The following is a 13,695-nucleotide window of genomic DNA, read 5'->3' as shown; positions in this document are numbered from 1 at the left end:
AGGGGCAGGCGGCTACGCCGACTTGTGATCGGCCTCGGACGGCTGCACCGTCTGGACGTCGATCGGCTTGTCGGCGACCTGGGCCTGCGGCTGCTCAGCGGCGGTCTTCTTCTCGCCCTCGGTCTTCATCTCGTCCATCTCGCTCTTGAAGATGCGCATGGAACGGCCGAGGCCGCGCGCCGCGTCGGGCAGCTTCTTGCCGCCGAACAGGATCAGCAGGACCACCGCAGCGATGATCCAGAACCAAGGGGTATGCCAGCCCATGACGATGCCTCACTAACTTCGCGAATATCTCTCCTGAGACTACCGGATCGCGACGACCCCGAACGCCCGCCGAAGTCCCGGCCGACATGTCCACTTCATGAATAGTTCGCGAGTCCCGCCGCCGCGCGGTCGGCCACGGCGTCGGCCAGCGACTGCGGGCCGCGTACCGTCAGCTCCCCGCCGAAGCTGAGCACGAACCGGACCATCCAGGACTCAGTCGCGTACTGCATCGTCGCGCTGACCGGGCCGCCCGCCTCGTCGGTGAGCACCGTGAAGGGGTGGTACTCGAGCGCCCAGGCGGCGCCGGGCCCGACCTCGAGCGTGGCGGTGGTCAGCTCGTCCGCGGCGGCACCGTCGAACAGGCCCGATGCGGGCTCGACGTGCTGCGGCACCGACGCGGCCTCGTCGAGGACGACGACCTCGTCGATCCGGTCGAGTCGGAACATCCGCAGGCCCTCGCTGCTGCGGCACCAGGCCTGCAGGTAGCTGTGCCCGGCGAAGGTATCGAGGGCGATGGGGTCCACGTCGCGCTCGGTGGCCGCGTCCCGGGTGGCGGAGTAGTAGCGCAGGTGCAGCGCGCGGCCGTCGCGCAGGGCACCGCGGACGGTGCTCGCGATGGCGGCGACGGGGCCGCCGTCCTGCGCGCCGTCGATCGAGGCGACGGTGTCGCGGCCCGCGCCGGCGACGGCCGCCTCCAGCTTGGCGATGGCCCGGAGCACGGCCGCGGGGTCCGCGACGCCGGGCGAGTCGGCCAGGGCCCGCAGGGCGAGCAGCAGCGACGCGGCCTCGGGGCCGGTGAGCTTGAGGGGGCGGTCCAGGTTGGCGCTGAACTCGATGTCGACGCCGGCTTCGTCGTAGTCGATCTCGATGAGGTCGCCGGGGAACATGCCGGGCAGCCCGCACATCGTCAGGCCCGTGATGTCCTTGCGCAGCTGCGCGACGGTGACGCCCAGGTCGGCCGCGGCCCGCTCGAGGTCCGCGTCCGGATGTGTGCGGAAGTACGGGATCACGTTGAGCCAGCGCGCCAGGCGCTGCATCTGCCGGCTCGGCTGCTTCGACTGCGTGCTCATCGCTCCCCCACCAGTGCCGTGAGTCGCTCGACCACGGCGTCGCGCAACTGCTGCGGCTCGAAGACCACCGCATCGGGCCCGAGTCCGCTGACCTCGCGGGCCACGGCGTCCACCGACCGCATCTCCACCGTCAGCTCCGTGCCGGGCCGGCCCCGGAAGTCACCGTCGGCCTGGGTCGAGGCGAGCCGGCGCAGCCCGTCGCCCTTGCCCTGCGCGACCCACAGCCGGGCCGTGCCGACCGGATCGCGCTCGGCGACGGTGGCCACGACGTGCGCGTGCAGGTCGAAGCCCTCCGGCGGCCGGACGGTGGCGGGGCTGCCCGTGACCGAGCCGCCCCGGACGCGGCTGAGCTTGAAGGTGCGCACCGCATCGCGCGCGACGTCGTGCCCGACGGCGTAGGCGCTGCCGCGGAACGTGACCACGCCCCACGGGTGGAGCGTGCGGTCGACGTACGGCTGCGCCGGATTGGCGCGGTGCTCGAAAGTCACCTGGCGGCGCCGGTCGACGCCCTCGAGCATGGCGAGGAGCGCACCCTCAGCCCCGCGGTCGGGGGCGATGCCGGGGCTCACGCCCGCGCCGGGGCCGTCGACGTCCAGGCCGCCCGCGCGCAGCTTCTGCACCGCGGACTGGGCGGCGGCGGACAGCTCCGGCGACTGCCACAGCGCCGAGGCGACGGCCACCGCGGTCGCCTCCTCAGGATCGAGGTCGATGTCGCCGAGGGCGTACTCGTCGAGGGCGATGCGGTAGCCGACGGCCGAGTTGATCCGGGAGACCGGAGCCACCTCGATGGGGACCCCGAGTTCGCGCAGGTCGGCCTTGTCGCGCTCGAACATCCGCTCGAAGGCCTCGTCGTCCGAGTCCGGGTCGTACCCGAAGACGTTCGCCCGGATGTAGTCCCGATCGAGCGGGCGTTGCGTGTACAGAAGGCATATCACCAGGTTGGTGAGACGCTCGATCCGCGAAGTTGCCACCTGTCGATCTTACGTTCTATGCGCGCGCTCGGCCCGGATCGACGCGATGTCGCGTCACATCGACGCGATCAGGCGCTCGACGCGCTCGTCGACGTTGCGGAAGGGGTCCTTGCACAGCACAGTGCGCTGCGCCTGGTCGTTGAGCTTGAGGTGCACCCAGTCGACGGTGAAGTCGCGGCCGGCGGCCTGCGCCGCGGTGATGAAGTCGCCGCGGAGCTTCGCGCGGGTGGTCTCCGGCGGGTTCTTCACGGCGGCGTCCACGGCCTCGTCGGTGGTCACCCGCGCGGCCAGCCCGCGCCGCTGCAGCACGTCGAAGACGCCGCGGCCGCGCTTGATGTCGTGGTACGCGAGATCGAGCTGCGCGATCTTCGGATCGGACAGGTCCATCGAGTACTTGTCCAGGTAGCGCTGGAACAGCTTGCGCTTGATGACCCAGTCGATCTCGGTGTCGATGCCGGAGAAGTCCTGCGACTCGACGGCGTCGAGGGTCCGGCCCCACAGGTCGACGACCCTCGCGAGCTGCTCGTCGGGCTCGCGCGTGGCGAGGTACTCGACGGCCTTGCCGTAGTACTCGCGCTGGATGTCGAGGGCGCCGGCCTGTCGGCCGCCCGCGAGCCGCACCTCGTGGCGGCCCGTGGTGTCGTGGCTGACCTCGCGGATCGCGCGGATCGGGTTGTCGAGCGAGAAATCGCGGAACTGGACGCCCGCCTCGATCATCTCGAGCACGAGGTGGGCGGTGCCCACCTTGAGCATCGTGGTCGTCTCGGACATGTTCGAGTCGCCCACGATCACGTGGAGGCGGCGGTACTTCTCGGCGTCGGCGTGCGGCTCGTCCCGGGTGTTGATGATGGGCCGGCTGCGGGTGGTGGCGCTGGAGACGCCCTCCCAGATGTGCTCGGCGCGCTGGCTCAGGCAGTAGGTGGCGTTCTTCGGCGTGAGCAGCACCTTTCCGGCGCCGCAGATCAGCTGCCGGGTCACCAGGAAGGGCAGCAGCACGTCGGCGATGCGGGAGAACTCGCCCACGCGGCCCACGAGGTAGTTCTCGTGGCAGCCGTAGGAGTTGCCCGCCGAATCGGTGTTGTTCTTGAACAGGTAGATGTCGCCGCCGATGCCCTCGTCCTGCAGCCGCTGCTCGGCGTCGAGCAGCAGGTCCTCGAGGACACGCTCGCCCGCCTTGTCGTGCGTGACGAGCTGGAGCACCGAATCGCACTCCGCGGTCGCGTACTCGGGGTGGCTGCCCACGTCGAGGTAGAGGCGCGAGCCGTTCTGCAGGAAGACGTTCGAGCTGCGGCCCCACGAGACCACGCGCCGGAACAGGTACCGGGCGATCTCGTCGGGGCTCAGTCGGCGGTGACCGTGAAAAGTACACGTGACACCGAACTCGGTCTCGATTCCCATGATTCGCCGCTGCACGTGACGAACACTACCTCTCGACGAGTCCGCCGTGGTCATGCCTCTGTTCGGTGCGGCGTGCGCCTGATCCCGTCGAGGACGAATCCGAGGTGGCGCCGCCACGCCCCGTCGTCCTCGGGGTGCAGCGCGATGATGTTCGCGACCGCGACCATCAGGGTCCCCAACTCGTCGAACCCGAAGTCGTCGCGGAGCACGCCGGCGACGTGGGCGCGCTCCAGGACCGCGAGCACCGCACTCCCCGCCCGGCCGCACTCGGCGACCAGGTCCACGGTGCCGATGGACCCGCGCGCGACGGCCTCGTTGACCGCGCGGTCGCGCGCCTGGGCGGAGATCAGCGCGTCGAGGAAGGTCGCGAAGGCGGTCCACGCATCGGGTTCGGCGGCGGACTCCGCGGCGATCGCGTCGATCCGCGCCATGCGGTCGGGCAGCACCGCGTCGACCAGTTCGCCGCGGTCGGCGAAGTGGTTGTACAGGGTTCCGATACTGACGCCGGCCCGCTTGGCGATCTGTTCCAGCGGCACGTCGACGCCCTGATCGGCGAACGACAGCCTCGCGGCGTCCACCAGTTTCTGCCGATTGCGCACCGCGTCCGCCCGAGGAGACATGCCCCCAGCCTAGCAATCTTGAGGGATGCCTCAACTTCTGATACCAAGTTGAGTATGACCTCAACTACTGCGCACCCCGTCCTGTTCGTCGTCGGCGCCGGCCCCGGTCTCGGCATGGCCGTCGCGCGCGCCTTCGGCCGGCGCGGCCACCGCGTCGCGATCGCTTCCCGCTCGGCGGACCGTCACCCCGCGTACCTCGCCGAACTCCGCGCACTGGGCATCGACGCCGAGGCCTTCGTGGTCGACGCCGCACGCCCCGGGGCCCTCGTCGACGCCACTGCCGCCGTGGTGGAGCGGTTCGGCCGGATCGACGTGGCGTACTACGGCGCGGGCGCGCCCGTCGATCTCGCGCCGATCACCGAGCTGACCCCGGAGGCCGCGACCGGCGCCCTCGGCACCGTCGCCCCCGTGATCGAGTTCGCGACCGCCGTCCTGCCCGAGCTGCGTGCCCAGGACGGTGCCCTCGTCCTCGTCGGAGGCCTGAGCAGCGTGGTACCGATGCCGCACCTCGGGGCGCTCACCCTGGTCGCCGCGGCGTACCGCGCGTACGCCCTCAACCTGCACGCGGCCCTCGCGCCGGAGGGCGTGTACGCCGGCACCCTCACCGTCGGCGGGATGATCGCGGGCGGCGATATCGCCGCTTCGGTCGCAGCGAGCTCCCCGGCGCAGGACTACTCCGCGATCACCCTGCAGCCCGGCGACCTCGCCGAGACCGTTGTCGCCCTCGTCACCGAGCGGTCCGCTCCGGAGGCCGTGGTCGACGTGATCAGCTGACCGCCGCGGCGACCGGCACCGTCGTGGGGAGCATCCCCGTGCGTCGGCGGTGGTCGACGCGGTACGCCACGATCGCGAGCGGGACGAGCGCCGCGCTGGGCACGAGGAAGGCGGCGACGAGGGCCTCGGGCGGCAGGAACTCCCCCATCGTCGCGGAGAAGACCAGGTTGAACCCGGCGTGCGCGATCGACGTCGGCCAGATGCTCCCGGATCCGTACCACAGTGTGCTCCAGACGATCTCGAGCAACATCGACATCAGGATCCAGAGCGGGATGAGCAGTAGGACGTCGCGCAGGGGCGGCTGGAAACTGAAGTAGCCGACCGAGGCCAGCGGCCAGTGCCACGCTCCCCAGATCGCGCCCGTCAGCGCAGAGGCCGCCGTGGGTCGGCCCTGCAGCGCGGGGAGGTCGGCGATCGCGCCCCGCAGGTAGGCGGTCCACCCGAACTCCTCGCCGAAGAAGACCGGCGCCAGCACCACCATGATCAGCGGGCCGAAGGCCACGGCCTGCAGGTGCGCAGGGATCCCGTCCGCGGGCATCGTCATCACGCCGGCCGCGAAGCCCAGCGGGAGGGCGATCACGAGGAGCACCAGCGGGATCGCGAGGGCGGCCAGGTACCACCGCCACTGCGCCCGGAGCTGCGGCCGCAGGCCGGCGCCCGCCATGCCCTGCCGGGTGATACACAGGCGCACGACGAGGGCGGCGAGGGCGGGGAGGAACGCCGCGGTGATCAGCTGGATCGCCGGATCGTCGAGCGGGTGGCCCAGCCCGTACGCGGCGAACCACATCCCCCAGGACGGTACGAAGGTGAGTGCGAGGAACCAGGCGATGCCGCGCCGGTGCACAGAGGTGTCGGTCATGCCTCCAGCACACCGGATCGACGGTCCCCGGTCACGGGCGCGAACGCCCGATTCCGGGGTGGTGCCAGCGCTACCGCGTCAGCCCAACAGCTCCGCGACCCGCTCGTCCGAGAGGCGCTTGAAGGCGCGGCGCGGGCGGGTGTGGTCCAGGATCGCGACCTCGAGCTCGCCCGCGGCGAAGGTCTTCGGCTCGGCCGTCGTGGCCGACCCGTTCGACGGTGCCGGCGCGCTGAGCGCCTTCACTGCGAGCGCCACGGCGCCGGCAAGATCGAGATCGTCGGCGTAGCCCTCGGTGAGCACCGGCGTGATCGACTCGGTCTGTCCGCCCATGACCACGAACTGCTTCTCGTCGCCCACGGAGCCGTCGTAGCCCACGCGGTAGAGCCGCGAGCCGGTGTTGTCGGGCGTCCCGACCTCGGCGACGCACAGCTCCACCTCGTAGGGCTTCGCCTGCTCGGTGAAGACGGTGCCCAGGGTCGAGGCGTAGGCGTTGGTCAGCGACCAGCCGGTCACGTCGCGCCGCGAGTACTGGTAGCCGCGGGTGTCGGCGAACTGGATGCCCGCGCGGCGCAGCGACTCGAACTCGTTGTACTTGCCCACGGCGGCGAAGCCGATGCGGTCGTAGATCTCACTGATCTTGTACAGCGAGCTCGGGTTGTCGGCGACGAAGACCACCCCGTCGGCGTACTTGAGCACCACGACGCTGCGGCCGCGGGCGATGCCCTTGCGCGCCAGCTCCGAGCGATCGCGCATGATCTGCTCGGCGGACGCGTAGTACGGGAACGTCACTGGTCGCCTCCCCTCGCCGCGATCACGCGGTCGGTCGCGGCGGCCACGTCCTCCTCGGACACCTCGACGGCACCGTCGGCGGTGATGGCGATCGCGGTCGGATAGAGCTTGCGGAGCACGTCGGGACCGCCGGTCGCGGTGTCGTCGTCGGCCGCATCGAACAGAGCCTCCGCTGCCACGTCCAGCGCACCGTCGGCGTCGAGGCCGGGACGGAAGCGCTTCTTGATCGACGACTTCGCCCAGGCCGAGCCCGAGCCGATCGAGTGGTAGCCCACCTCGTCGTGCCAGTCGCCGGTCACGTCGTAGGAGACGATCCGGCCGCGGGCCTCGGCCTCGTCGAAGCCGACCAGCAGCGGCACGGCGGCGAGGCCCTGCAGGGCGGCGCCGAAGTTGCTGCGCACCATGCCGGCCAGGCGGTTGGCCTTGCCGTCGAAGGTCAGGGGCACGCCCTCGATCTTCTCGTAGTGCTCCAACTCCACCGTGAACAGCTTCACGATCTGCTTGGCGATCCCCGCGGTCCCGGCGATGCCGACCGCGGTCAGCTCGTCGGTGACGAAGGTCTTGACGATGTCGCGCTGCGCGATGAGGTTGCCCATGGTGGCGCGGCGGTCACCCGCGAGCAGCACACCGCCGTCGAAGGCCACGGCGACGATCGTGGTGCCGTGCGGGACGTCGGGCGCACCGTCGGACCCGGCACCCCGGCCGGGCAGCGCGTCCGGCGCCACGGCGGCGAGGTGCTCGACGAACGACGATCCGCCGTGCAGCGGCGTCACTGGCCGCCCTTCTGCACGTACGCACGCACGAAGTCCTCGGCGTTCTCCTCGAGCACGTCGTCGATCTCGTCCAGCAGATCGTCCGTCTCGTCGGTCAGCTTCTCGATGCGCTCCTGGCCGGCACCCGACGGTGCACCCGTGGCATCCTCGTCGTCTCCGCCGCCGCCACGCTTGACCTGCTCCTGCGCCATCTCGCTGCCTCCTTAGCGACCGTATCCGGGCCGCACGACCCGATGTGCCAACACTACCGGCCTACACTGCTGTCGTGGATCCGTACACGCCGCTCAACATGCCCGATCCGGTGCTCGTGAGCATCGGCGACATCCATTGCACCCGAACCGAGGTGATCACTCCGGCGGGGACGTTCCCGATCGCGGGCGCGCAATGGACGGTGACCGACCAGAGCGTGACGACGCGGGAGATCCCCACGTGGGCGATCGTGCTCGCCATCGTCGGCGCCTTCGTGGTCTGCCTCTTCTCGCTGTTCTTCCTGCTCGCGAAGGAGGACCGCACGCAGGGATTCGTGCAGGTCACCGTCTTCGGTCCGGAGGGGCGATCGTTCACCACCAGCGTGCCCGTGCACTCCTACGCGGCCGTGCAGGACGTCTTCAACCGCGTCGGCTACGCCCGGAACCTCGCCATCGGCATGTAGCCCGACGGTCCGCCGTCACGGGCAACACTTTTCGAAGCGTTCTGCGACTCGCAGGGCCGCCGAAACCCTCGCAGAACGCTTCGAAAAGTGTTGGTCAGCGCATGGTGGAGCCGCCCTGGTCAGCGCGTGCGCGCATTCGGCGCCCTCCGCGCGATCTCCCGCGTGATCTCGTCCGCGCTCGGACGCAGGTCCACCGGCGTGCGGACGGACTCAGCGCCGAACCGCCACACGAGGTGGTGCCGGATGTCGCGCCCGATGGTCGGGACGAACACCGACTCCGGGGTCGTCGTCCACGCGGACACTTCGTCCCAGCGCGTGTACGCCGGTGAGTCGATCACAGTCGCTGTGCTCACACCTTCGTCGTTGATCGACATGAGCACCATGCGGCTCGCTCGATACATCCCGACCGCGTAGCCGACGACGAAGACATCGATCATGGCGGCGAATGCGGCGAGAGAGAGTCCCGTAGGGACCGACGTCCAATCAACGGGGGGTTCGACGTGGCCTACCGCATTCCACACGGCGACTGCTGTGAGCGCCGTATGCAGGACGGCGACGACCGTGGTCGCGACGAACCGTGGACCGAGCCGGCCTCGGACCTCCGTCCCGCCGACCAGCCGCAGCGCACCGAACCTGGGGACGGCGAGCACGGACGCCTGCCGAGCCAGGACAACACCTCCCACGCCGAAGAACAGCCCTCCGACGACGTTGACGAACCAGTCGACTCCCTCGCCCTGCATCGCGAGGGCGATACCGATGAACGCCGCCCCGAGGAAGAGTGCCGAACTGCAGCACAACCCCAGCACCATCGGCCGTAGCCGGCGCGGCGGTGCGATCGCGTGATGCACCGTCGATCAGGCGGGGCGGAGCCGGACCACCGGGATCGGGCGCGTCGTCTTGCGCTGGTAGGCGGCGTAACGGCCGCCGTTGTTCGCGTCGGCGAGGTCCCAGAGCCTCTGGTAGTCGGCGTCGCCGGGCCGCAGCGCCTCGACGGTGGCCGGGAAGCGGTCGGTGCCGACCTGCACGTCGACGGTGCCCGCCTTGACCATGTTGTGGAACCACGCGGGGTTGCGGGGTGCGCCGCCCATGGAGGCGACCACGACGTAGTCGTCGCCGTCGCGCACGTAGGTCAGGACCGTGGTGCGGGGCTCGCCCGACTTCGCCCCGACGGTGCGCACGATCAGGCTGGGCACCCCGAACAGCAGCTTGTGCCCGATGCGGCCGCCGGAACGCACGTACAGCTCGCCGTGCGCCTTGAGCACCTCCGGGAAGGCCTTGGCGTAGAGCTTCCCCACCTCGCGACCGATGTCCATGGCCCTAGCCTCGCAGAGAATCGACGAGATCGCGCGCGGAGGCGGCGTCGTCCAGCAGCCGGCCGACGTGCTCCTTGGTGCCCCGCAGCGGCTCGAGGGTGGGGATCCGGACAAGCGACTCGGCGCCGACGTCGAAGATCACGGAATCCCAGCTGGCGGCGGCGATCTCGGTGCCGAAGCGGCGCATGCACTCGCCGCGGAAGTAGGCGCGGGTCGACTCGGGCGGGGTGGTGACGGCGTCCATCACCTGCTGCTCCGTGACCAGGCGCTTCATCGAGCCGCGGGCGACGAGCCGGTTGTACAGGCCCTTGTCGAGCCGCACGTCGGAGTACTGCAGGTCCACGAGCTGCAGCTTGGACGCCGCCCAGCCGAGGCCCTCGCGCTGCCGGATGCCCTCGAGCAGGCGCAACTTGGCCGGCCAGTCGAGCTCGTCCGCGAGCCGCAGCGGGTCGTCGGCGAGCGTGTCGAGGACCCGCACCCAGGTGGCGTGGACGTCGAGCGCGCGGGCGTCGTCCGAGCCCTCGAGGAAGCGGCCCACCCGATCGGCGTACTCGCGCTGGATCTCGAGCGCCGTCATGGTCCGGCCGTCGGCGAGCTCGAGCCGCGCGGTGAGCGAGAGGTCGCGCGAGACCTGATGCACCGCGGTCACCGGAGTGGCGAGCTGCAGGTCCGACAGGTCGACGCCGGCTTCGATCAGGTCCAGGACCAGCGCCGACGTGCCCACCTTGAGGTACGTGGAGGTCTCGGCGAGGTTGGCGTCGCCGATGATCACGTGTAATCGGCGGTACTTGTCCGGATCGGCGTGCGGCTCGTCGCGGGTGTTGATGATGCCGCGCTTGAGGGTGGTCTCGAGCCCCACCTCGACCTCGATGTAGTCGGCGCGCTGCGAGAGCTGGAAGCCCGGCTCGTCGCCGTTGGCGCCGATGCCGACGCGGCCGCTGCCGGTGAAGACCTGCCGGGTCACGAAGAAGGGGGTCAGGCCGGTGACGATCGACGCGAAGGGGGTCTCGCGCCGGCACAGGTAGTTCTCGTGCGTGCCGTACGAGGCGCCCTTGCCGTCGATGTTGTTCTTGTACAACTGCAGCGCCGGGGCGCCGGGCACCGTCGAGGCGTAGCGGGCCGCGGCGTCCATGACCCGCTCCCCCGCCTTGTCCCAGATCACCGCGTCGAGCGGATCGGTGACCTCGGGCGCGGAGTACTCGGGGTGCGCGTGGTCGACGTACAACCGCGCGCCGTTGGTGAGAATCATGTTCGCCGCGCCGATCTCGTCGGCGTCGATGATCGGCGCCGGGCCGCCGCGGCCGAGGTCGAAGCCGCGGGCGTCGCGCAGCGGCGACTCCAGGTCGTAGTCCCACCGGGTGCGCTTGGCGCGCGGCACCGCGGCGGCGGCCGCGTAGGCCAGCACGGCCTGGGTGGACGTGAGGATCGGATTGGCGGTGGGATCCTTCGGCGCGGAGATCCCGTATTCGACCTCGGTCCCGATGATGCGCTGCATGGTGCCCAGCCTATCCGGGGTGGTCCGGGCCGCTCCCGGCGGCGGCGACCAGCCGTCCGTCAGGCCGACTGCCGCCCGATCCGCCAGCGCGTCGCGATCCACAGCACGACCGCCATCAGTGCGAGCACACCGATCGAGATACCCCATTGCAGGGGCGTCGAGTCCCACAGCGGGTCGATCGCCTGCATCGTCGGCCGCCCGGAGACCGCATCGATCTGCTTCTGCAGCTCGACGGTGGACGCGCTCGCCGCGAAGCCCCAGCGCGACGGGAACAGCCACGAGATCTGCTCCAGGCCCACGCGATCGTGCAGCGTGAACAGTCCGCCGCTCATCACCAGCTGCACCATGACGACCACCACGAGCATGGGCATCACCTGCTCGCTGGACCTGGCCAGCGCGGAGATCAGCAGGCCCACCAGCGTGGACACGCACGCGAGAACCGCGATGTCGATGACCAGCTCGACGGGCGCGCTGGCCAGCACCGATCCCTGCGCCGTCGACTGCTTCACACCGAGGATCACGATCGCCATCATCATGACCGCCTGGATGGTGGCCGCGACGAAGTAGACGAGCGTCTTCGCGGACAGATACGCGCCCGGTCCGAGTCCGACGGCGCGTTCGCGCTGGTAGATCGCGCGCTCGCCGACCAGGTCGCGCGAGGTCAGCGCGGCACCCATGAAGCAGGCGCCCACGACCAGCAGCACGAGGATCATCTTCGCGCCGCTGTAGCCGTCCGGGAGCGAGTACGGCGAGGCCAGGCCGTCGTCCGCAGGCACGAGCAACGTGATCCCGCCGAGCACCAGCGGCAGCAGCAGCAGGAAGATCAGGTAGGCGCGGTCGGCGAGGATCAGCCGGACCTGGCGGCGCGCGATCACGGAGAGCTGCTTGCGCACGGAGGTCTTCCGCGCCTTCGTCGGGGACGGCGGCGCACCCGTGGGCGCGGGCGGCGGCGGGGCGGGATGCGCCGACCGGTACCGCTGCCAGGCCACGTCAGGCTGCTTGGCCGCGAAGTCGAAGATCTCCGCCCAGTCGCTCGTGCCCATCGCGGCCTTCACGCCCTTCGGCGAGCCGCAGTACGCGGTCTTGCCGCCGGGCGCCAGCAGCAGCACCTGGTCGCACATGTCGATGTGGGTGAGCGAGTGGGTCACGACGATCACCACGCGGCCCGCGTCGGCCAGGCGACGCAGGGTCTGCATGACCTGCCGGTCCAGCGCGGGGTCCAGGCCCGAGGTGGGCTCGTCGAGGATGAGCAGCGACGGGCCGGTGAGGAGCTCCATGGCGACGGACGCGCGCTTGCGCTGGCCGCCGGAGAGCTTGTCCACGCGGGTCTGCTTGTGCTCGGTGAGCTGCAGCTCGGCGAGCACGCCGTCGATCACCTGGTCCCGGTCGGCCTTCGACATGTCCGGCGGCAGGCGCAGCTCGGCGGCGAACCGGAGGGCCTGCAGCACGGTGAGCTGGCGGTGCAGCACGTCGTCCTGCGGCACCATGCCGATGCGGGAGCGGAGCGCGTCGAAGTCGCGGTGCACGTCGCGGCCCTCGAACTCGACCCGGCCGGCGGTGGGCGTGACGGCGCCGGAGACGACCCGGGACACCGTCGACTTGCCGGCGCCCGACGGGCCGATCACGGCCGTCAGCGTGCCCGGGGCGGCGCGGAAGTCGACGCCGTGCAGCAGCGTCTTGTTGCCGTCGACGGTGAGGGTGATGCCCTGCACCGCGAGGCCGGCGCCCGCGAACTCCTGGGCCTTCGGCCGCTCGAGCCGGCCCTGCTCGACGATGAGGTCGGAGTTGCCGACGGTGACCAGGTCGCCGTCGCGCAGGGACGTCGGTCCGGCGATGCGCCGGCCGTTGACCTGCGTGCCGTTCGCCGAGCCCAGGTCCTCGATGACCAGGCCCTGCGGGCCGGTGAGCAGGCGGGCGTGGCGCCGCGAGACCAGCATGTCGCCGATCGCGATGTCGTTGTCGGGCGTGCGGCCGATGGTCATCTGGCCGGTGCCGACGGGCCGCGCGGGCATCTTCGCCACCTGGTACAGGCCGGTGTTGCCGGCCATGGCGCGCAGGTGCGGGGCGACGTCGCCCGCCGGGCGCGGCGGGACCGGGGCCTGCTGGGCCGGGATCGGGGCCGACGGTGCCTGTTGGCGCGGCGGCAGCGGCATCGGGCGCGCCGGGGGCGCCGGGGTAGCGGGCGGCCCCTGCGGCCCCGGGTTCGACGGCATGCCGCCCGTCGGAGGCGGCGAGAAGCCGCCGGTCGCGGGCGGCGGGGTCGTCCGGGGCACGGGGTTCGACGGTGCGCGGCGCGCCGCCGGGAGCTGCTGGACCGGCTGCTGCGCGGCCGCGGGCGGAGGAGTGCGCGGCGGCGGCGGGGGCGGCGTGTTCGAGCGCGCGGCCGCCGAGAAGGTGACCGGGGCGCCGGTCCGGGGGTCTCCGAACATCAACTGCTGGCTGCCGTTGAGGGCGATGGTGGGCCGGCGGACGCCGCCCACGAAGACGCCGTTCGTGCTCCGGTCCGTGAGGATCCACCCCGTCGGCCCCGCGGACGCCACGGCGTGCGTCCGCGAGACCAACGGGTGGTTGATCGTCACGTCCGATTCGAGGGTGCGCCCGAAGGTCACCGTCTTACCGGGGGCGAAGGTCAGCGTCTGCCCGTCCACAGTGACGGTGAGAACCGCGGTATCCGTACTCATCACGGAGCATTCTATTCAGATGCCGCTTGCCCTGGG

General features: G+C 71.1%; 15 protein-coding genes. 2 read left to right on the top strand and 13 right to left on the bottom strand.

The window, feature by feature from the left end; genetic code table 11:
- Positions 1 to 12: 12 nt before the first annotated feature.
- From tatA to ACLQ3K_RS14060, 5 genes are all read right to left on the bottom strand, one after another.
- Positions 13 to 264, bottom strand: coding sequence for a Sec-independent protein translocase subunit TatA (gene tatA, locus ACLQ3K_RS14080; protein WP_336670275.1), 252 nt, complete (start codon positions 262 to 264; stop codon positions 13 to 15).
- A gap of 95 nt (positions 265 to 359) precedes the next feature.
- Positions 360 to 1,334: a helix-turn-helix transcriptional regulator gene (locus ACLQ3K_RS14075; RefSeq protein ID WP_426000085.1), complete on the bottom strand. Its 975-nt coding sequence runs from the start codon at positions 1,332 to 1,334 to the stop codon at positions 360 to 362.
- Positions 1,331 to 2,305 carry a helix-turn-helix transcriptional regulator gene (locus ACLQ3K_RS14070; protein ID WP_224647166.1) on the bottom strand — a complete coding sequence of 325 codons (975 nt, stop codon included), beginning with the start codon at positions 2,303 to 2,305 and terminating at the stop codon, positions 1,331 to 1,333. The genes ACLQ3K_RS14075 and ACLQ3K_RS14070 overlap by 4 nt, the downstream gene beginning before the upstream one ends.
- Before the next feature lie 54 nt (positions 2,306 to 2,359).
- A complete protein-coding gene (pafA, locus tag ACLQ3K_RS14065) occupies positions 2,360 to 3,718 on the bottom strand; it encodes a Pup--protein ligase (RefSeq protein ID WP_426000083.1) in 1,359 nt (452 codons plus the stop codon).
- 35 nt (positions 3,719 to 3,753) lie between these two features.
- Positions 3,754 to 4,323, bottom strand: coding sequence for a TetR/AcrR family transcriptional regulator (locus ACLQ3K_RS14060; RefSeq protein WP_224647168.1), 570 nt, complete (start codon positions 4,321 to 4,323; stop codon positions 3,754 to 3,756).
- Between the two features lie 54 nt (positions 4,324 to 4,377).
- On the opposite strand from ACLQ3K_RS14060, the gene ACLQ3K_RS14055 reads away from it, so the two are divergent.
- The gene (locus ACLQ3K_RS14055; RefSeq protein WP_426000080.1) at positions 4,378 to 5,097 is read left to right on the top strand and encodes an SDR family oxidoreductase; all 720 of its coding nucleotides are present in this window, start codon (positions 4,378 to 4,380) and stop codon (positions 5,095 to 5,097) included.
- On the opposite strand, the gene ACLQ3K_RS14050 is transcribed toward ACLQ3K_RS14055, so the two are convergent.
- The 4 genes from ACLQ3K_RS14050 to ACLQ3K_RS14035 form a co-directional block, all read right to left on the bottom strand.
- Positions 5,090 to 5,956 carry a CPBP family intramembrane glutamic endopeptidase gene (locus ACLQ3K_RS14050; protein WP_426000078.1) on the bottom strand — a complete coding sequence of 289 codons (867 nt, stop codon included), beginning with the start codon at positions 5,954 to 5,956 and terminating at the stop codon, positions 5,090 to 5,092. The genes ACLQ3K_RS14055 and ACLQ3K_RS14050 overlap by 8 nt on opposite strands.
- A 78-nt stretch (positions 5,957 to 6,034) precedes the next feature.
- Positions 6,035 to 6,745 (bottom strand): proteasome subunit alpha, encoded by a 711-nt coding sequence (prcA, locus tag ACLQ3K_RS14045; protein ID WP_224647171.1) that lies wholly within the window; start codon positions 6,743 to 6,745, stop codon positions 6,035 to 6,037.
- Positions 6,742 to 7,518 carry a proteasome subunit beta gene (gene prcB, locus ACLQ3K_RS14040; protein WP_426000076.1) on the bottom strand — a complete coding sequence of 259 codons (777 nt, stop codon included), beginning with the start codon at positions 7,516 to 7,518 and terminating at the stop codon, positions 6,742 to 6,744. The genes prcA and prcB overlap by 4 nt, the downstream gene beginning before the upstream one ends.
- Positions 7,515 to 7,709, bottom strand: coding sequence for a ubiquitin-like protein Pup (locus ACLQ3K_RS14035; RefSeq protein WP_224647175.1), 195 nt, complete (start codon positions 7,707 to 7,709; stop codon positions 7,515 to 7,517). The genes prcB and ACLQ3K_RS14035 overlap by 4 nt, the downstream gene beginning before the upstream one ends.
- Positions 7,710 to 7,783: 74 nt before the next feature.
- Here ACLQ3K_RS14035 and ACLQ3K_RS14030 point away from each other — a divergent pair, with 74 nt between their 5' ends.
- Positions 7,784 to 8,170: a hypothetical protein gene (locus ACLQ3K_RS14030; RefSeq protein WP_426000074.1), complete on the top strand. Its 387-nt coding sequence runs from the start codon at positions 7,784 to 7,786 to the stop codon at positions 8,168 to 8,170.
- Positions 8,171 to 8,289: 119 nt separating this feature from the next.
- On the opposite strand, the gene ACLQ3K_RS14025 is transcribed toward ACLQ3K_RS14030, so the two are convergent.
- The 4 genes from ACLQ3K_RS14025 to ACLQ3K_RS14010 are packed head-to-tail and all read right to left on the bottom strand — an operon-like array spanning position 8,290 to position 13,659.
- Positions 8,290 to 9,018, bottom strand: a complete 729-nt coding sequence (locus tag ACLQ3K_RS14025) for a hypothetical protein (RefSeq protein WP_426000072.1) — start codon at positions 9,016 to 9,018, stop codon at positions 8,290 to 8,292.
- 6 nt (positions 9,019 to 9,024) lie between these two features.
- Positions 9,025 to 9,483, bottom strand: a complete 459-nt coding sequence (locus ACLQ3K_RS14020) for a nitroreductase family deazaflavin-dependent oxidoreductase (protein WP_426000070.1) — start codon at positions 9,481 to 9,483, stop codon at positions 9,025 to 9,027.
- A gap of 4 nt (positions 9,484 to 9,487) precedes the next feature.
- Complete coding sequence (dop, locus tag ACLQ3K_RS14015) at positions 9,488 to 10,978, bottom strand: depupylase/deamidase Dop (RefSeq protein ID WP_426000068.1); 1,491 nt, start codon at positions 10,976 to 10,978, stop codon at positions 9,488 to 9,490.
- Positions 10,979 to 11,037: 59 nt separating this feature from the next.
- Entirely contained in the window at positions 11,038 to 13,659 is a 2,622-nt protein-coding gene (locus tag ACLQ3K_RS14010) for an ATP-binding cassette domain-containing protein (RefSeq protein ID WP_426000066.1), read from the bottom strand.
- Positions 13,660 to 13,695 lie beyond the last annotated feature (36 nt).

The organism is Tsukamurella sp. DT100, assembly GCF_049844855.1.
Taxonomy (GTDB): Bacteria; Actinomycetota; Actinomycetes; order Mycobacteriales; family Mycobacteriaceae; genus Tsukamurella.
This window is presented reverse-complemented; position numbering and strand designations above follow the sequence as displayed.

Bases quoted from the DNA above. Each gene is read 5' to 3' on its own strand.
- ACLQ3K_RS14055 (WP_426000080.1), top strand. From the start codon at position 4,378: ATGACCTCAACTACTGCGCACCCCGTCCTGTTCGTCGTCGGCGCCGGC.
- ACLQ3K_RS14010 (WP_426000066.1), bottom strand. From the start codon at position 13,659: ATGAGTACGGATACCGCGGTTCTCACCGTCACTGTGGACGGGCAGACG.
- dop (WP_426000068.1), bottom strand. From the start codon at position 10,978: ATGCAGCGCATCATCGGGACCGAGGTCGAATACGGGATCTCCGCGCCG.
- ACLQ3K_RS14050 (WP_426000078.1), bottom strand. From the start codon at position 5,956: ATGACCGACACCTCTGTGCACCGGCGCGGCATCGCCTGGTTCCTCGCA.
- ACLQ3K_RS14020 (WP_426000070.1), bottom strand. From the start codon at position 9,483: ATGGACATCGGTCGCGAGGTGGGGAAGCTCTACGCCAAGGCCTTCCCG.
- ACLQ3K_RS14075 (WP_426000085.1), bottom strand. From the start codon at position 1,334: ATGAGCACGCAGTCGAAGCAGCCGAGCCGGCAGATGCAGCGCCTGGCG.
- tatA (WP_336670275.1), bottom strand. From the start codon at position 264: ATGGGCTGGCATACCCCTTGGTTCTGGATCATCGCTGCGGTGGTCCTG.
- ACLQ3K_RS14035 (WP_224647175.1), bottom strand. From the start codon at position 7,709: ATGGCGCAGGAGCAGGTCAAGCGTGGCGGCGGCGGAGACGACGAGGAT.
- ACLQ3K_RS14060 (WP_224647168.1), bottom strand. From the start codon at position 4,323: ATGTCTCCTCGGGCGGACGCGGTGCGCAATCGGCAGAAACTGGTGGAC.